A 14,949-nucleotide genomic window follows, 5' to 3' on the forward strand; every position below is an offset into this window, starting at 1 on the left:
CAATCAGTTGCTGTCGTCGTCCGAACCGGTGTTTTCAAGCTCCATTTCGGCAGCTTCCTGCTCAGCCGCCGCTTGCTTGGCCGCCTTGCTCATTTTTGGCATGACTTTCATTTCAGCCAGTTCGCTTTCAGTCTTAGGGCCCAACAGCTTGTCACGCAGCTGCTTTTCAAGGGTGGCCTTGATGTCCGGGTTCTCATCGAGGAACTTGGCCGAGTTGGCCTTGCCCTGACCGATTTTGCTGCCCTGATAGCTGTACCAGGCACCGGCTTTTTCAACGAAACCGTGCAATACGCCCAGCTCGATCATCTCGCCATTGAGGTAGATGCCCTTGCCGTACAGAATCTGGAATTCTGCCTGGCGGAAGGGAGGTGCCACTTTGTTTTTGACGACTTTGACTCGGGTTTCGCTGCCGACTACGACGTCGCCTTCTTTCACTGCACCGGTACGACGGATGTCCAGTCGAACCGAAGCGTAGAACTTCAGGGCGTTACCACCGGTAGTGGTTTCCGGGCTACCGAACATCACGCCGATTTTCATACGGATCTGGTTGATGAAGATCACCAGGCAGTTGGCGTTTTTGATGTTGCCGGTAATTTTGCGCAAGGCTTGCGACATCAAGCGGGCTTGCAGACCGACGTGGGTATCACCCATGTCGCCTTCAATTTCCGCTTTAGGCGTCAGGGCCGCCACGGAGTCAATGATGATCACGTCAACCGCATTGGAACGCACCAGCATGTCGGTGATTTCCAGTGCCTGTTCGCCGGTGTCAGGCTGGGAAACCAGCAGGTCATCAACATTCACGCCAAGCTTGGCAGCGTATTCAGGGTCCAGCGCATGTTCAGCGTCGACGAATGCGCAGGTGGCGCCCGCTTTTTGGGCTTGCGCGATAACGGACAGGGTCAGTGTGGTTTTACCGGAAGACTCTGGACCGTAGATTTCAACAATGCGGCCCTTTGGCAGACCGCCAATGCCCAGCGCGATGTCCAGGCCCAGCGAACCGGTAGAAATAGCCGGGATGGCCTGGCGCTCCTGATCGCCCATCAGCATGACGGCGCCTTTGCCGAATTGACGTTCGATCTGACCCAAGGCCGCAGCCAAGGCTTTCTTCTTGTTGTCGTCCATTAAAGTCCTCTCGTAATCAATAAGGCCTGGCGGCCGATAACTGTATAAGTAGCCAGTATTATTCCACAGGGTTTCAGGATCGCCTACCCCTGATTTTTTATTTCTCTTACCGTTCGGCGTATTAAGCCTTCCAGAGCCGCTTCGACTGTTTGCCGGCGGACATCGTCGCGGTCCCCCGGGAAATGCCTGCACTCGGCAGAAACCTCGCTGCCAACCCCCCAGGCCAGCCAGACCGTGCCCACCGGCTTGGCCGCAGAACCTCCGCCGGGCCCTGCCACACCGCTGACCGCAACTGAAAAACGTGCCCCGCTCTGCGCTTGTGCGCCGCGGGCCATGGCCTCTACCACTTCACGGCTGACAGCGCCGACCTGGGCGAACAATGGCTCCGGCACTTGCAACTGCCTGGTTTTCTGCTGATTGGAATAGGTAACAAACCCCGCTTCAAACCAGGCCGAACTGCCTGCGATACGGGTGATGGCTTCTGATATTGCGCCACCGGTACATGACTCGGCGGTCGTGACCTGCGCATTAAGAACCTGCAATTGCCGCCCAAGTTCAGCCGCAAGCTGAGTTAATTCATCCACGATCGACTCCTTTAAAGCGCTCACTCGGGCCACTAAGCTACACGACCCCAATTCGGGTCGCCACGGGCCGGGCATAACCTCAGGCGGTGAGCGCTCGTCAGCCCAAAAGGGCTAACCGTCAACCCCCAAACGCTTTGCAGCCCAACGTTGATACAAGCTGATGGCAGCATCTGCACCCGCCAGTGCCGTCAAACACCCCAAGGCGCCCGCGGCCCAGACCGACATCCCGGCCGCGTAAAGCAGCATGAACGTCGAGACCCCGCACACCATGCAAGCGCCAGAACGCAGTGCCAGCCGGCGCACCAGCGGCCATCCGCTCGCACCCTCTTTGTCGGCCCGCCACATTTCGCCAAAAATACCGCCCACCAATGCCAGAAGGACGACCAGCAACACCGGCATATCCAACAAAACTTGCGGATCATTCATCGCTTCATCACTCCTGAGTCCTTATTGAAAAGCGTCAATGTCTGACTTATAGGCTGACCACTTGACGCTCCTCTCGCACCACATCCTTGCGTAAGGTCGACCTCTGCAGCCATAAAACCAAGATTATGCCTGTATGAATATACAGTCAATGCACTGATGCATATTCTTTCTTTCGCTTATGAGTGTCAGCTGCCATCGCAAGCCGGGCAGGACATTTCTTTTCAGGTGCGAAAAAAAGCCTGCTGTGAGCAGGCCTTAGGGGGGAGAAGCGTCTTAGCGGGCGTACATGCCCCACCAGAACACATGGCCGAGAATCACCAGTTGCTCATCCTCAAGGTCGGCATAGAGGTAATCCTCGTCTGGATACTCGTCGCGGTTAAAACTGCGCAAACGCAGCCCAGTCGCCAAGCGATACAGCTGTTTTACCCGAAGCTCGCCGTTGTGGTTGATTGCATACAGATCGCCGTCCACGACATCGTCCAGTGAACGTTTACCGGCATTGACACCGACTGTTGCGCCGTCACGCAGGACCGGCAGCATGCTGTCGCCACGAACCGTTACACATTTCGCCTGATCGAACTGCACACCGTTGTGCCGCAGGCTGCGCTTGCCAAAACGCAACTTGGCTCGCTCACTTTCCTCAATGGCAAAACGCCCGGAACCTGCCGCCAGCTCAACCTGACGCAAGAACGGGATCGATACCTCGTCATCGGCCACCGGCGTATCGTCATCCCACAGGCAAATATCACGCAGCTCCGGATGCCGCGGCTCGGGGTGAGACACGGGGTCCTCACGCCCACGCAGGCGGTCAGTACTGATATTGAAATACGCGGCTATTTTTGAAAGATGGCGGTCAGAGGGCTCGGCAATCTTGCCACTCAAAATTCTGGACAGCGTGGATTGCGGGACACCGGTCAGGCGATGCAACGCCATGGCACTGATGTGGTGCCGTTCGAGCAACGCTTTAAGGACGGTTGAAACAGTACGTTTAGGCATGCGCGGAATATTGCTGGGCAAGCGCCCCGTTGGCAAATCCTAATTCTTCTCTATATAGCAACACGCCGGACTGAGCCGAGCATGCCTGTAGATGCAAGGCGCTGGCATGTTAACCTTGCGCCCATTGCCATAAAGCTGTGCACGGCACCCGCTTTTCACTCCTCTTTTATAAATGAATCCGCCTAAGCCCTGATGAGTAAAAATACTTCCGACCTGTCTTCCCACACACCGATGATGCAGCAGTACTGGCGCCTGAAAAACCAGCACCCTGATCAGTTGATGTTCTATCGCATGGGCGACTTTTACGAGATCTTCTACGAAGACGCGAAGAAGGCCGCCAAGTTGCTAGACATCACCCTCACGGCACGTGGACAGTCGGCAGGACAGGCGATTCCCATGTGTGGCATTCCTTATCATGCGGCCGAAGGTTATCTGGCCAAGCTGGTGAAGCTGGGCGAGTCGGTGGTGATCTGCGAGCAGGTTGGCGACCCGGCCACCAGTAAAGGACCGGTTGAGCGTCAAGTGGTGCGGATTATCACGCCAGGCACCGTCAGTGATGAAGCGCTGCTGGATGAGCGCCGCGACAACCTGATTGCCGCCGTTCTTGGCGATGAACGTTTGTTTGGTCTGGCCGTTCTGGACATCACCAGCGGCAATTTCTCGGTATTGGAAATCAAGGGCTGGGAAAACCTGCTGGCTGAACTGGAGCGTATCAATCCGGTTGAGCTGATGATCCCCGACGATTGGCCTCAAGGCCTGCCCGCCGAGAAACGCCGTGGCGTGCGTCGTCGTGCACCGTGGGACTTTGAGCGCGATTCAGCCTTGAAAAGCCTGTGCCAGCAGTTTTCTACCCAAGACCTCAAAGGTTTTGGCTGTGAAAACCTGACATTGGCCATTGGTGCAGCCGGTTGTTTGCTCAGTTACGCCAAGGAAACCCAACGCACCGCCCTGCCCCACTTGCGCAGCCTGCGCCACGAGCGCCTGGACGACACGGTGGTGCTCGATGGCGCCAGCCGTCGCAATCTTGAGCTGGATACCAACCTGGCGGGCGGGCGCGACAACACGCTGCAGTCGGTAGTGGATCGCTGCCAAACGTCCATGGGCAGCCGCTTGCTGACCCGATGGCTGAATCGTCCATTGCGCGATTTACCGGTACTGCTGTCACGCCAGACCTCGATTACCTGCCTGCTGGACGGCTATCGCTTCGAGCGCTTGCAGCCCCAGCTCAAAGAAATCGGCGATCTGGAGCGCATTCTGGCGCGTATCGGCCTGCGCAACGCAAGGCCCCGCGATTTGGCACGCCTTCGTGACGCACTGGCCGCACTGCCTGAACTGCAAGACGCCATGCTCGATTTGCACGCGCCGCACTTGCAGCAGTTGGCGGCCACCACCAGCACCTATCCCGAACTGGCTGCGTTGCTGGACAGAGCGATTATTGATAACCCGCCTGCGGTGATTCGTGACGGCGGCGTGCTGAAAACCGGCTATGACGCCGAGCTGGATGAACTGCAAGCCTTGAGCGAGAACGCGGGTCAGTTCCTGATTGACCTGGAAGCCCGTGAAAAAGCCCGTACCGGGCTGGCCAATCTCAAGGTCGGGTACAACCGGGTACATGGCTATTTCATCGAGCTGCCAAGCAAACAAGCAGAACAGGCGCCTGCGGACTACATCCGTCGCCAGACCCTCAAAGGTGCCGAGCGGTTTATCACCCCCGAGCTCAAAGCCTTTGAAGACAAGGCCCTGTCCGCCAAGAGCCGTGCCCTGGCCCGCGAGAAAATGCTTTACGAAGCGCTGCTTGAAACCCTGATCGGTGAATTGCCGCCGCTGCAAGACACGGCCGCCGCACTGGCCGAACTGGACGTACTGAGTAATCTGGCCGAACGCGCTTTAAACCTCGACCTCAATTGCCCGCGGTTCGTTGAAGAACCGTGCATGCGCATTCAACAAGGTCGTCATCCGGTGGTGGAGCAAGTGCTGACCACCCCTTTCGTGGCCAACGATCTGGCGCTGGATGACAACACCCGCATGCTGGTGATTACCGGCCCGAACATGGGTGGTAAATCCACTTACATGCGGCAAACCGCCCTGATTGTGCTCTTGGCGCACATCGGCAGTTTTGTCCCGGCCGCCAGTTGCGAACTGTCGTTGGTCGACAGGATTTTCACGCGTATCGGCTCCAGCGATGACCTGGCTGGCGGGCGCTCTACCTTTATGGTGGAAATGAGCGAAACCGCCAACATTCTGCACAACGCGACAGAGCGCAGCCTGGTGTTGATGGACGAAGTGGGCCGTGGTACCAGCACGTTTGACGGTTTGTCGTTGGCATGGGCTGCGGCAGAACGTCTCGCTCAATTGCGTGCCTATACGCTGTTCGCTACCCACTATTTCGAATTGACCGTGCTACCAGAGAGCGAACCACTGGTGGCCAACGTGCATTTGAGCGCGACCGAACACAACGAGCGCATTGTCTTCCTGCACCACGTATTGCCTGGCCCTGCGAGTCAAAGCTACGGGCTTGCGGTGGCCCAACTGGCGGGGGTTCCGGCGAATGTCATCACTCGTGCTCGCGAACATTTAAGCCGACTCGAAACCACCAGCCTGCCCCATGAAGTGCCTGCACCGGCCCCAGGCAAACAATCAGCGCCCCAGCAAAGCGATATGTTTGCTAGCCTTGCGCATCCGGTGCTGGACGACCTGGCCAAGCTGGATCTTGACGACCTGACGCCACGCAAAGCCCTTGATTTGCTCTACACATTAAAGACACGCATCTAACCATGCGATAGAATCGCGCGCGGTTCGGGATGCTAATGGCCTTTTAGCCTGGTCAATAGATACCACTCCCGAGCCTGGCGAGCCCGACCTGGAAGGGCTTCGCTGCCGCCGCCTGAGGAGAAAATTAGAAATGACCTTCGTCGTCACCGACAACTGCATCAAGTGCAAGTACACCGACTGCGTAGAAGTCTGTCCGGTGGACTGCTTTTACGAAGGCCCGAACTTCCTGGTGATTCACCCGGACGAGTGCATTGATTGCGCGCTTTGTGAGCCTGAATGCCCGGCGAACGCCATCTTCTCCGAGGATGAAGTGCCACAGGGTATGGAGAATTTCATTCAGTTGAATGTGGAGCTGGCTGAAATCTGGCCGAACATCACTGAACGCAAAGACCCTTTGCCGGACGCGGAAGAGTGGGATGGCAAAACAGGCAAGATCGAACACCTGGAGCGCTGATTCACGCTGCACTAAAAAGCCCCGTCTCTTGCGAGCCGGGGCTTTTTACGTTTTGACGGTGCGCTTTAATCCTCATCCGGGCCGCGCGCCTCTCCCGCCATAGCAAAGCAGGCCGGGCTTAGCGCTGATTAGCCTGCGATGTCGCACCCCGTGGCTTCTTGCAATTGTTCACGGGTAACACCGGACGCCAGCTCTACCAGCTTGAGCCCTTGCTCGGTGACATCCAGCACCCCCAAATCGGTGATGATGCGATCCACCACACCCACGCCAGTGAGCGGCAGATCGCATTGCTTAAGCAGTTTGTGGGCGCCACCTTTGGCGGTGTGCTCCATCAATACCACCACGCGTTTGACTCCGGCCACCAAATCCATAGCCCCGCCCATGCCTTTAACCATCTTGCCGGGAATCATCCAGTTCGCCAGGTCACCCTTCTCGGAGACTTGCATCGCGCCCAGGATCGACAGGTTGATGTGCCCGCCGCGAATCATCGCGAAAGAGTCCGCGCTATTAAAGAAGCTGCTCCCGGGCAAGGTGGTGATGGTCTGCTTACCCGCATTGATCAAGTCAGCATCGACTTCTTCTTCAGTGGGAAACGGACCAATCCCCAACAGACCATTCTCACTTTGCAGCCAGACGTCCATGCCTTGCGGGATGTAGTTGGCCACCAGCGTCGGCAAACCAATGCCCAGGTTGACGTAAAAACCATCCTGCAGTTCTTGGGCGGCGCGGTGCGCCATTTCTTCACGAGTCCAGGCCATGCTCAGGCGCTCCGCACAGTACGTTGTTCGATGCGTTTTTCCGGGGTGGCATTGAGGATCAGCCGCTGTACGTAGATCCCGGGTAAATGAACCTGATCAGGTTCGATCTCGCCAATTTCAACGATTTCTTCCACCTCGACCACACACACTTTCGCGGCCATCGCGGCCAACGGGTTGAAGTTGCGCGCTGTTTTATTGAACAGCAGGTTGCCTGACTTATCGGCTTTCCAGGCTTTAACCAGTGCGACGTCGGCACGCAGTGAGCGTTCCATGACGTACCACTCGCCATCGAATTCGCGGGTTTCTTTGCCTTCGGCAACCAGGGTTCCGTAACCGGTCTTGGTGTAGAACGCCGGAATACCAGCGCCACCCGCGCGCAGCTTCTCAGCCAGCGTCCCTTGTGGGGTGAACTCAAGCTCCAGCTCACCGGCCAGGTACTGACGTTCGAATTCTTTGTTCTCACCCACGTAGGAAGAAATCATTTTACGAATTTGCCGCGTGGTCAGCAGTTGACCCAGGCCAAACCCGTCTACACCGGCGTTGTTGCTGATCACGGTCAACTCGCGCTTGCCACTGTCGCGCAAGGCAGCGATCAGGGCTTCTGGAATCCCGCACAATCCAAAACCGCCCACGGCCAGGGTCATCCCGTCTTCGACGAGCCCCTGCAAGGCGGATTCAGCACTCGAGTAAATCTTATTCACTTGTTATTCCTCGAATTGGCCACGGTGCGCCTGGCACCTGTGGCCTGCTTGCTTTAGTCGAGGACGGACACCTAAGAAAACGGCTGTCGCCCATCCCCCGATCTTGGCTGCCCCAGCCTTAGGCCAGAGCGTTGCCCGAGTGTAGGGGAAGGCGGCGAAGGAACTCTAGCCATGAGTGCGGATGGCGTAGAAATAAATGCAGGGTGTGTCGCGTTTGCGCAACGCTTTGACGGGTAAGTCGGGCCACGGATACGATCTTTAACAAACTCGTAACAATTGCCCTACAAAATACTTAGCTCGCTAACTTTAAACCCGCGGCCTAGACGTATATAAAGACCGCCGTGGTAGTAAACGTCCTACAGACAAAATCTTCTCTCGCCTTATGGCTGTAGAGAACTAGACTCTGATTCAGTTTTGTCTGATGTTCGCAGGCTCGGGGTCAAGCGCAGCATATCCAAGCCCACGTCGACCCAGGACTCCGCTTCTTTATGAAGTTCAAAACTGTCGGGAACCAGCAGCCATTGCCCGAGAAGACCGTCGATATAGGCGTGAAAACAGATGGCTGCGCGGCGTACGTCAAGGGTTTCGGGGAGTTGGTGCCGATGAATCGCATTGCTCAAGGTGAGCTCGATCCGGGTGTTGCAATCGATCATCGCCACCTGGCGCTGACGTCGCAAATCGCACATTTCGTCAGTGAATTCGCATTTATGAAACAAAATCTCATTGATTCGCCGAGTTTTTGGATCAATTGCCACTTGGTGAAACAAATGGATCAGCAGCTTACGCATGCAACCCAGGGGGTCGATTTCGTCTTGGCTCTCACACGCTTGAGCGAGCGCATCCAAAGGCTCATGCAGACTGTCCAGCATGGCCTGCACCACGTCAGCCTTGTTGCTGAAATGCCAATAGATCGCGCCTCGGGTCACCCCGGCCAGCGTGGCGATATCCCCCAGCGTCGTGCGCGCAACACCTCGCTCATAGAAAGCCCTTTCGGCCGCTTCGAGGATCGCACTGCGGGTTTCCTGAGCTTCTTCTTTGGTACGACGCACCATGGCAATAAAAACCTCAATCAGGGTGGTCAAGACGACTCTGAAAAGCCTTCCAGACCTATATCGGGTGGCGTTTGTTGTGCCTTATCCCGGCCTACAGCTCACGCATTGAAAAGGGTTGCGGCATGCCTTTAACGACACAGCCCTGCTATTTACAAACAGACACGAATGTAAGTATATTCCTTAGCAAGCTACTTATCCACCCGGAACAGCTTTCTTCACCCTTCCACTATTCTTGTGCGCTTTCGCGTGCCTGACCCGAGGATCTTCATGCAATTCAAGCCAGCTGTTACCGCTCTGGTTGCCGCCGTCGCCCTGGCATCGCTGCTCAGCGGATGCAAAAAGGAAGAAGCGGCACCTGCCCCCCAAATCCCTCAGGTCGGTGTTGTCACGCTGAAAGCCCAGCCCTTTACCTTGACGACCGATCTTCCAGGCAGAACAACGTCCTACCGTTCTGCCGAGGTTCGCCCACAAGTGAACGGGATTATTCTTAAGCGCCTGTTCAAAGAAGGCTCTGACGTCAAAGTCGGTCAGCAGCTGTATCAAATTGATCCGGCCATCTATGAAAGTGCCGTCTTGAGCGCACGCGCGACCTTACAGTCGGCCAAATCACTGGCTGACCGCTACAAGCAATTGGTCGCAGAGCAAGCCGTAAGCCGCCAGGAATACGACAACGCCGAAGCCGCACGCCTTGAAGCTGAAGCCACGCTGAACACGGCTCAGGTCAACTTGCGTTACACCAAGGTATTGGCACCTCTGACCGGCCGCATCGGTCGTTCGCTGTACACCGAAGGCGCGCTGGTCACCAGCGGCCAGGCCAATGCTCTGGCAGTGATCACGCAACTGGACCCGATCTACGTGGACGTGACCCAGTCGTCGGTTGAAATGCTGGAGCTGCGCAAAGACCTCGCCGATGGCCGCCTGAAGAAAGCTGGCGAAAATGCCGCCAAGGTCAAGCTGACACTGCCCGATGGCAGTGAGTATGGTCAGGAAGGCCGCCTTGAATTCAGCGAAGTCTCGGTCGACGAAACCACCGGTTCGGTGACCTTGCGCGCCGTATTCCCCAACCCTGATGAAATCCTCTTGCCCGGCATGTTTGTGCACGCGCAACTGGAAGCCGGTATCGACAGCAATGCAATCCTCGCGCCTCAAGTGGGCGTGACCCACAACCTCAAAGGTCAACCGACAGCATTGATTGTCGGCCCGGACAACAAGGTTGAGCTGCGTGTGCTTGAAGCATCGCGCACCGTGGGCAGCGACTGGCTGGTCGAGAAAGGCCTGAACCCGGGCGACCGCCTGATTACTGACGGCCTGCAATTCATCAAGCCTGGCGTTGAAGTCAAAATCATGGAAAAACCACAAGGCGCAACCCCGGCATCTGCCCCGGCAACAGAAAAAGCTGCAGGCAGTAAAGGGGAATAAACCATGTCGAAATTTTTTATCGACCGTCCGATTTTCGCTTGGGTAATCGCCCTTGTGATCATGCTGGTCGGGGCACTTTCGATCTTGAAACTGCCAATCAACCAGTACCCGAGCATCGCGCCTCCGGCCATCTCGATCTCCGTGACCTATCCGGGTGCTTCGGCACAAACCGTACAGGACACCGTGGTTCAGGTGATCGAGCAACAGCTCAACGGTATTGACCACTTGCGTTATGTGTCGTCTGAAAGTAACTCCGACGGCAGCATGACCATCACCGCGACCTTTGAGCAAGGGACTGACCCGGACACCGCCCAGGTGCAGGTGCAGAACAAGCTCAACCTGGCCACCCCACTGCTGCCCCAAGAGGTTCAGCAGCAAGGTATCCGTGTGACCAAGGCAGTGAAAAACTTCCTGATGGTTATCGGCGTGGTGTCTGAAGACGGCAGCATGAACAAGGATGACTTGTCCAACTACATCGTCTCCAACATGCAAGACCCGATCTCCCGTACCGAAGGTGTGGGTGACTTCCAGGTGTTTGGTGCCCAGTACGCCATGCGCATCTGGCTCGACCCAGCCAAGCTGAACAAGTACAACCTGACCCCGATTGACGTTAAATCCGCCATTTCCTCGCAGAACGTACAAGTGTCTTCCGGGCAACTGGGCGGCCTGCCAGCGGTCAAAGGCCAGGAACTGAACGCCACCATCATCGGCAAGACGCGCCTGCAAACTGCCGAAGAGTTCAAAAAAATCCTGCTCAAGGTCAACACCGACGGCTCGCAAGTACGCTTGCATGATGTCGCCGAAGTCGCCCTGGGCGGTGAAAACTACAGCATCAGCGCGCAGTACAACGGCAAGCCGTCCTCGGGCCTTGCAATCAAGCTGGCGACCGGTGCCAACGCACTGGACACCGCTAAGGCGCTGCATAAAACCATCGACGACCTGGCCCCGTTTTTCCCGCCCGGCATGAAAGTGGTTTACCCGTACGACACCACGCCCGTGGTATCGGCCTCGATCAAAGGGGTGGTTGAAACCCTGGTCGAAGCGGTTGCGCTGGTGTTCCTGGTGATGTTCCTGTTCCTGCAGAACTTCCGCGCCACCATCATCACCACGATGACCGTGCCAGTGGTATTGCTCGGTACTTTCGGGATCCTGGCGGCGGCCGGTTTCAGTATCAACACCTTGACCATGTTCGGCATGGTACTGGCCATCGGCTTGCTGGTGGACGACGCCATCGTGGTGGTGGAAAACGTCGAACGGGTCATGAGCGAAGAAGGCCTGCCCCCCAAAGAAGCCACCAAGAAATCCATGGAGCAAATCCAGGGAGCGCTGGTCGGTATTGCCCTGGTTCTGTCAGCCGTACTGCTGCCTATGGCGTTCTTCAGCGGCTCGACCGGTGTGATCTACAAGCAGTTCTCGATCACCATTGTTTCGGCGATGGCGCTTTCGGTACTGGTTGCCCTGATCTTCACCCCGGCCCTGTGCGCCACCATGCTTAAGCCGGTCAAGAAAGGCGATCATGGTGAGAACAAGCGCGGCTTCTTCGGCTGGTTCAACCGCACATTCGACAGCGGTGTAAAACGCTACGAGAAAGGTGTCGGCAGCATCCTGCGCCACAAAGCACCGTACTTGCTGGCCTATGTCTTGATCGTTGTCGGCATGGTGTTCCTGTTCACCCGCATCCCGACCTCGTTCCTGCCGGAAGAAGACCAAGGCGTTCTCTTCGCTCAGGTACAAACCCCGGCCGGTACAACTGCAGAGCGCACCCAGGTCGTGATCGACCGCATGCGTGAATACTTGCTGACGGACGAGTCGGCGGCGGTGTCCTCGGTCTTTACCGTTAACGGCTTTAACTTCGCCGGTCGCGGCCAAAGCTCAGGCCTGGCGTTCATCATGCTCAAACCGTGGGCCGACCGTGATGCCGATAACAGCGTATTTGCGCTGGCGGCACGTGCTCAGGCGCACTTCTCCACCTTCCGTGACGCCATGGTGTTTGCCTTTGCTCCGCCGGCCGTAATGGAGCTGGGTAACGCCACTGGCTTTGACGTGTACCTGCAGGACCGTGCCGGTATTGGCCACGAAAAGTTGATGCAAGCCCGTAACCAGTTCCTGGGCATGGCATCGCAGAGCAAAATCCTGGCAGGCGTGCGTCCTAACGGCCTGAACGATGAACCTCAGTACCAGTTGGAAATCGATGACGAAGCAGCCCGCGCCCTTGGCGTAGGTCTGAGCGACATTAACAACACCCTGTCCATCGGTCTGGGTGCCAGCTATGTCAACGACTTCATCGACCGTGGTCGTGTGAAAAAGGTCTATCTGCAAGGCGAAGCTGACTCGCGGATGAACCCCGAAGACCTGAAAAAATGGTATGTGCGCAACGCTGAAGGAACCATGGTGCCGTTCTCTGCATTTGCCAAGGGCAAGTGGATTTACGGTGCGCCGAAGCTGTCGCGTTACAACGGCGTAGAAGCCATGGAAATCCTGGGCGCCCCGGCACCCGGCTACAGCAGTGGTGAAGCCATGGCTGAAGTCGAAGCACTGGCCAAGAAGCTGCCGGCAGGCGTCGGTATTTCCTGGACCGGCCTGTCCTACGAGGAACGTTTGTCAGGTTCTCAAGCACCTGCGCTGTATGCGATTTCCTTGTTGATGGTGTTCCTGTGTCTCGCGGCACTGTATGAAAGCTGGTCGATTCCGATTGCGGTCATGCTGGTGGTCCCTCTGGGGATTATCGGTGCACTGCTGGCCACCAGCCTGCGGGGGTTGTCCAACGACGTGTACTTCCAGGTGGGCTTGCTGACGACCATCGGTCTGGCCTCGAAAAACGCCATTCTGATCGTCGAGTTCGCCAAAGAGCTGCACGAACAAGGGCGAACCTTGACCGAAGCCGCCATTGAGGCCTGCCGCATGCGTCTTCGCCCGATCATCATGACCTCGCTGGCGTTCGTACTGGGCGTTATCCCGCTGGCCATTTCTTCGGGCGCAGGTTCGGGTAGCCAGCACGCCATTGGTACAGGTGTGATCGGCGGTATGATCACTGCAACTGTTCTGGCCGTGTTCTGGGTGCCGCTGTTCTTCGTCGCGGTGTCGTCCTTCGGCAGCGGCAAAGACAAGGACTCGGAAAAGAAAGTGGACCTGACTAAAACTCCAAATCAAGAGGCTGGCCAATGAGCAAGTCGCTTCTCGCAGTCGCCGTAGCAGCGTTTACGCTGGGCGGTTGCTCGCTGATCCCTGACTACCAGCGCCCTGAAGCGCCGGTAGCAGCGCAGTACCCGCAAGGCCCGGCCTACAAGCCTAACGAAGCGCCAGCTCAAGCGGCGGCAGAACAAGGCTGGCGTGAGTTCTTCCGCGACCCGGCCCTGCAACAGTTGATTCAGACAGCTCTGGTGAACAACCGCGACCTACGGGTCGCGGCCCTGAACATTGATGCGTATGCCGCGCAGTACCGTATTCAACGTGCCGATCTGTTCCCGGCGGTGACGGCCAATGCCAGCGGCAGCCGTCAACGGATGCCAGCACGCCTGTCGCAAACCGGCGAGTCAGGCATCACCAGCCAATATTCGGCGACCCTCGGGGTCAGCGCGTACGAGCTGGATCTGTTCGGTCGCGTTCGCAGCCTGAGCGATCAGGCCTTGCAGAACTACTTTGCGACTGAAGAAGCCCGACGCACCACTCAGATCAGTCTGGTTGCCAGCGTCGCCAATGCTTACTTGACCTGGCAAGCCGACAAAGAGCTGCTCAAGCTGACTGAAGACACGCTCAAGGCGTTCGACGAGAGCTACAAGCTCACCTTGCGCAGCAATGAAGTGGGCGTTGCTTCGGCACTGGAAGTCAGCCAGGCGCGGACCTCGGTGGAAAACGCCAAGGTTCAACTGGCGCGCTACACGCGTCAGGTGGCTCAGGATCAGAACAGCCTGGCCTTGCTGCTCGGCACGACCCTTCCGCAGAACCTGCCCGCGAGTAAACCGCTCGCCGCTGATCTGCTGACAGAAGTACCAGCAGGCCTGCCTTCAGATTTGTTGCAACGCCGTCCTGACATTCTGGAAGCCGAGCATAAGTTGCTGGCCGCCAATGCCAATATCGGCGCCGCACGTGCCGCGTTCTTCCCGAGCATCAGCCTCACCGCCAATGCCGGGACCTTGAGCCCGGACCTGTCGGGGCTGTTCAAGGGAGGCTCGGGCACTTGGCTCTTCTCGCCGCAAATCAACCTGCCCATCTTTAACGCAGGGGCTTTGCGCGCCAGCCTGGACTACTCGAAAATCCAGAAGGACATCACCGTCTCGCAGTATGAGAAGGCGATCCAGACAGCATTCCAGGAAGTATCTGACGGCCTGGCAGCGCGCCAGACCTACAATCAACAGTTGCAAGCCCAGACGGACTTCGTTAACGCCAACCAGGATTACTACCGGTTAGCCGAGCGTCGTTATCGGATTGGTGTCGACAGCAACCTGACGTTCCTTGATGCACAACGCTCCCTGTTCAGCGCGCAACAATCGTTGATCAGTGACCGCCTTTCGCAGCTGACCAGTGAAGTCAATCTGTACAAGGCGCTGGGGGGTGGCTGGTACGAACAGACCGGGCAAAACCGCCCGATCTCGTCCGAGCCGCCTAAGGCCTGATAGAGAAACTGCTAAACACACAAACCCGCCTTTTGGCGGGTTTGTGTGTTCA

The 14,949-nt window shown here is 57.2% G+C and carries 12 protein-coding genes; 5 read left to right on the plus strand and 7 right to left on the minus strand.

What is annotated here, in order from left to right; all coding sequences use genetic code 11:
* Nucleotides 1-3: 3 nt before the first annotated feature.
* The 4 genes from recA to BKD70_RS05875 form a co-directional block, all read right to left on the minus strand.
* Nucleotides 4-1,122: a recombinase RecA gene (gene recA / locus BKD70_RS05860; RefSeq protein WP_047274133.1), complete on the minus strand. Its 1,119-nt coding sequence runs from the start codon at nt 1,120-1,122 to the stop codon at nt 4-6.
* Between the two features lie 83 nt (nt 1,123-1,205).
* On the minus strand, nt 1,206-1,706 hold the full coding sequence (locus BKD70_RS05865) for a CinA family protein (protein WP_047274131.1): 501 nt from the start codon (nt 1,704-1,706) through the stop codon (nt 1,206-1,208).
* 111 nt (nt 1,707-1,817) lie between these two features.
* Nucleotides 1,818-2,132, minus strand: coding sequence for a phage holin family protein (locus BKD70_RS05870; protein ID WP_047274129.1), 315 nt, complete (start codon nt 2,130-2,132; stop codon nt 1,818-1,820).
* 273 nt (nt 2,133-2,405) lie between these two features.
* On the minus strand, nt 2,406-3,128 hold the full coding sequence (locus BKD70_RS05875; RefSeq protein WP_047274127.1) for an XRE family transcriptional regulator: 723 nt from the start codon (nt 3,126-3,128) through the stop codon (nt 2,406-2,408).
* A 192-nt stretch (nt 3,129-3,320) separates the two neighbouring features.
* Here BKD70_RS05875 and mutS point away from each other — a divergent pair, with 192 nt between their 5' ends.
* Together mutS and fdxA are read left to right on the plus strand one after the other, a co-directional pair.
* On the plus strand, nt 3,321-5,900 hold the full coding sequence (mutS, locus tag BKD70_RS05880) for a DNA mismatch repair protein MutS (RefSeq protein ID WP_047274125.1): 2,580 nt from the start codon (nt 3,321-3,323) through the stop codon (nt 5,898-5,900).
* Between the two features lie 130 nt (nt 5,901-6,030).
* Nucleotides 6,031-6,354, plus strand: coding sequence for a ferredoxin FdxA (fdxA, locus tag BKD70_RS05885; protein WP_047274122.1), 324 nt, complete (start codon nt 6,031-6,033; stop codon nt 6,352-6,354).
* Nucleotides 6,355-6,482: 128 nt separating this feature from the next.
* On the opposite strand, the gene BKD70_RS05890 is transcribed toward fdxA, so the two are convergent.
* From BKD70_RS05890 to BKD70_RS05900, 3 genes are all read right to left on the minus strand, one after another.
* Complete coding sequence (locus BKD70_RS05890; RefSeq protein WP_047274121.1) at nt 6,483-7,112, minus strand: CoA transferase subunit B; 630 nt, start codon at nt 7,110-7,112, stop codon at nt 6,483-6,485.
* A 2-nt stretch (nt 7,113-7,114) separates the two neighbouring features.
* On the minus strand, nt 7,115-7,813 hold the full coding sequence (locus BKD70_RS05895) for a CoA transferase subunit A (RefSeq protein ID WP_047274119.1): 699 nt from the start codon (nt 7,811-7,813) through the stop codon (nt 7,115-7,117).
* A 380-nt stretch (nt 7,814-8,193) separates the two neighbouring features.
* Nucleotides 8,194-8,865 (minus strand): TetR family transcriptional regulator, encoded by a 672-nt coding sequence (locus tag BKD70_RS05900; RefSeq protein ID WP_047274312.1) that lies wholly within the window; start codon nt 8,863-8,865, stop codon nt 8,194-8,196.
* Between the two features lie 267 nt (nt 8,866-9,132).
* Between BKD70_RS05900 and BKD70_RS05905 the strand changes: the two genes are divergently transcribed.
* Genes BKD70_RS05905 through adeC form a run of 3 tightly spaced genes read left to right on the plus strand, consistent with a single transcriptional unit; the run spans nt 9,133 to nt 14,897 of the window.
* A complete protein-coding gene (locus BKD70_RS05905; protein WP_047274117.1) occupies nt 9,133-10,284 on the plus strand; it encodes an efflux RND transporter periplasmic adaptor subunit in 1,152 nt (383 codons plus the stop codon).
* Between the two features lie 3 nt (nt 10,285-10,287).
* Nucleotides 10,288-13,449 carry an efflux RND transporter permease subunit gene (locus BKD70_RS05910; RefSeq protein WP_047274116.1) on the plus strand — a complete coding sequence of 1,054 codons (3,162 nt, stop codon included), beginning with the start codon at nt 10,288-10,290 and terminating at the stop codon, nt 13,447-13,449.
* A complete protein-coding gene (adeC, locus tag BKD70_RS05915; RefSeq protein ID WP_047274114.1) occupies nt 13,446-14,897 on the plus strand; it encodes an AdeC/AdeK/OprM family multidrug efflux complex outer membrane factor in 1,452 nt (483 codons plus the stop codon). Before BKD70_RS05910 ends, adeC begins: the two co-directional genes overlap by 4 nt.
* The last annotated feature ends 52 nt before the right edge of the window (nt 14,898-14,949 follow it).

Source organism: Pseudomonas sp. BS-2016 (assembly GCF_001806145.1).
In the GTDB taxonomy this organism is placed as follows: domain Bacteria; phylum Pseudomonadota; class Gammaproteobacteria; order Pseudomonadales; family Pseudomonadaceae; genus Aquipseudomonas; species Aquipseudomonas lundensis.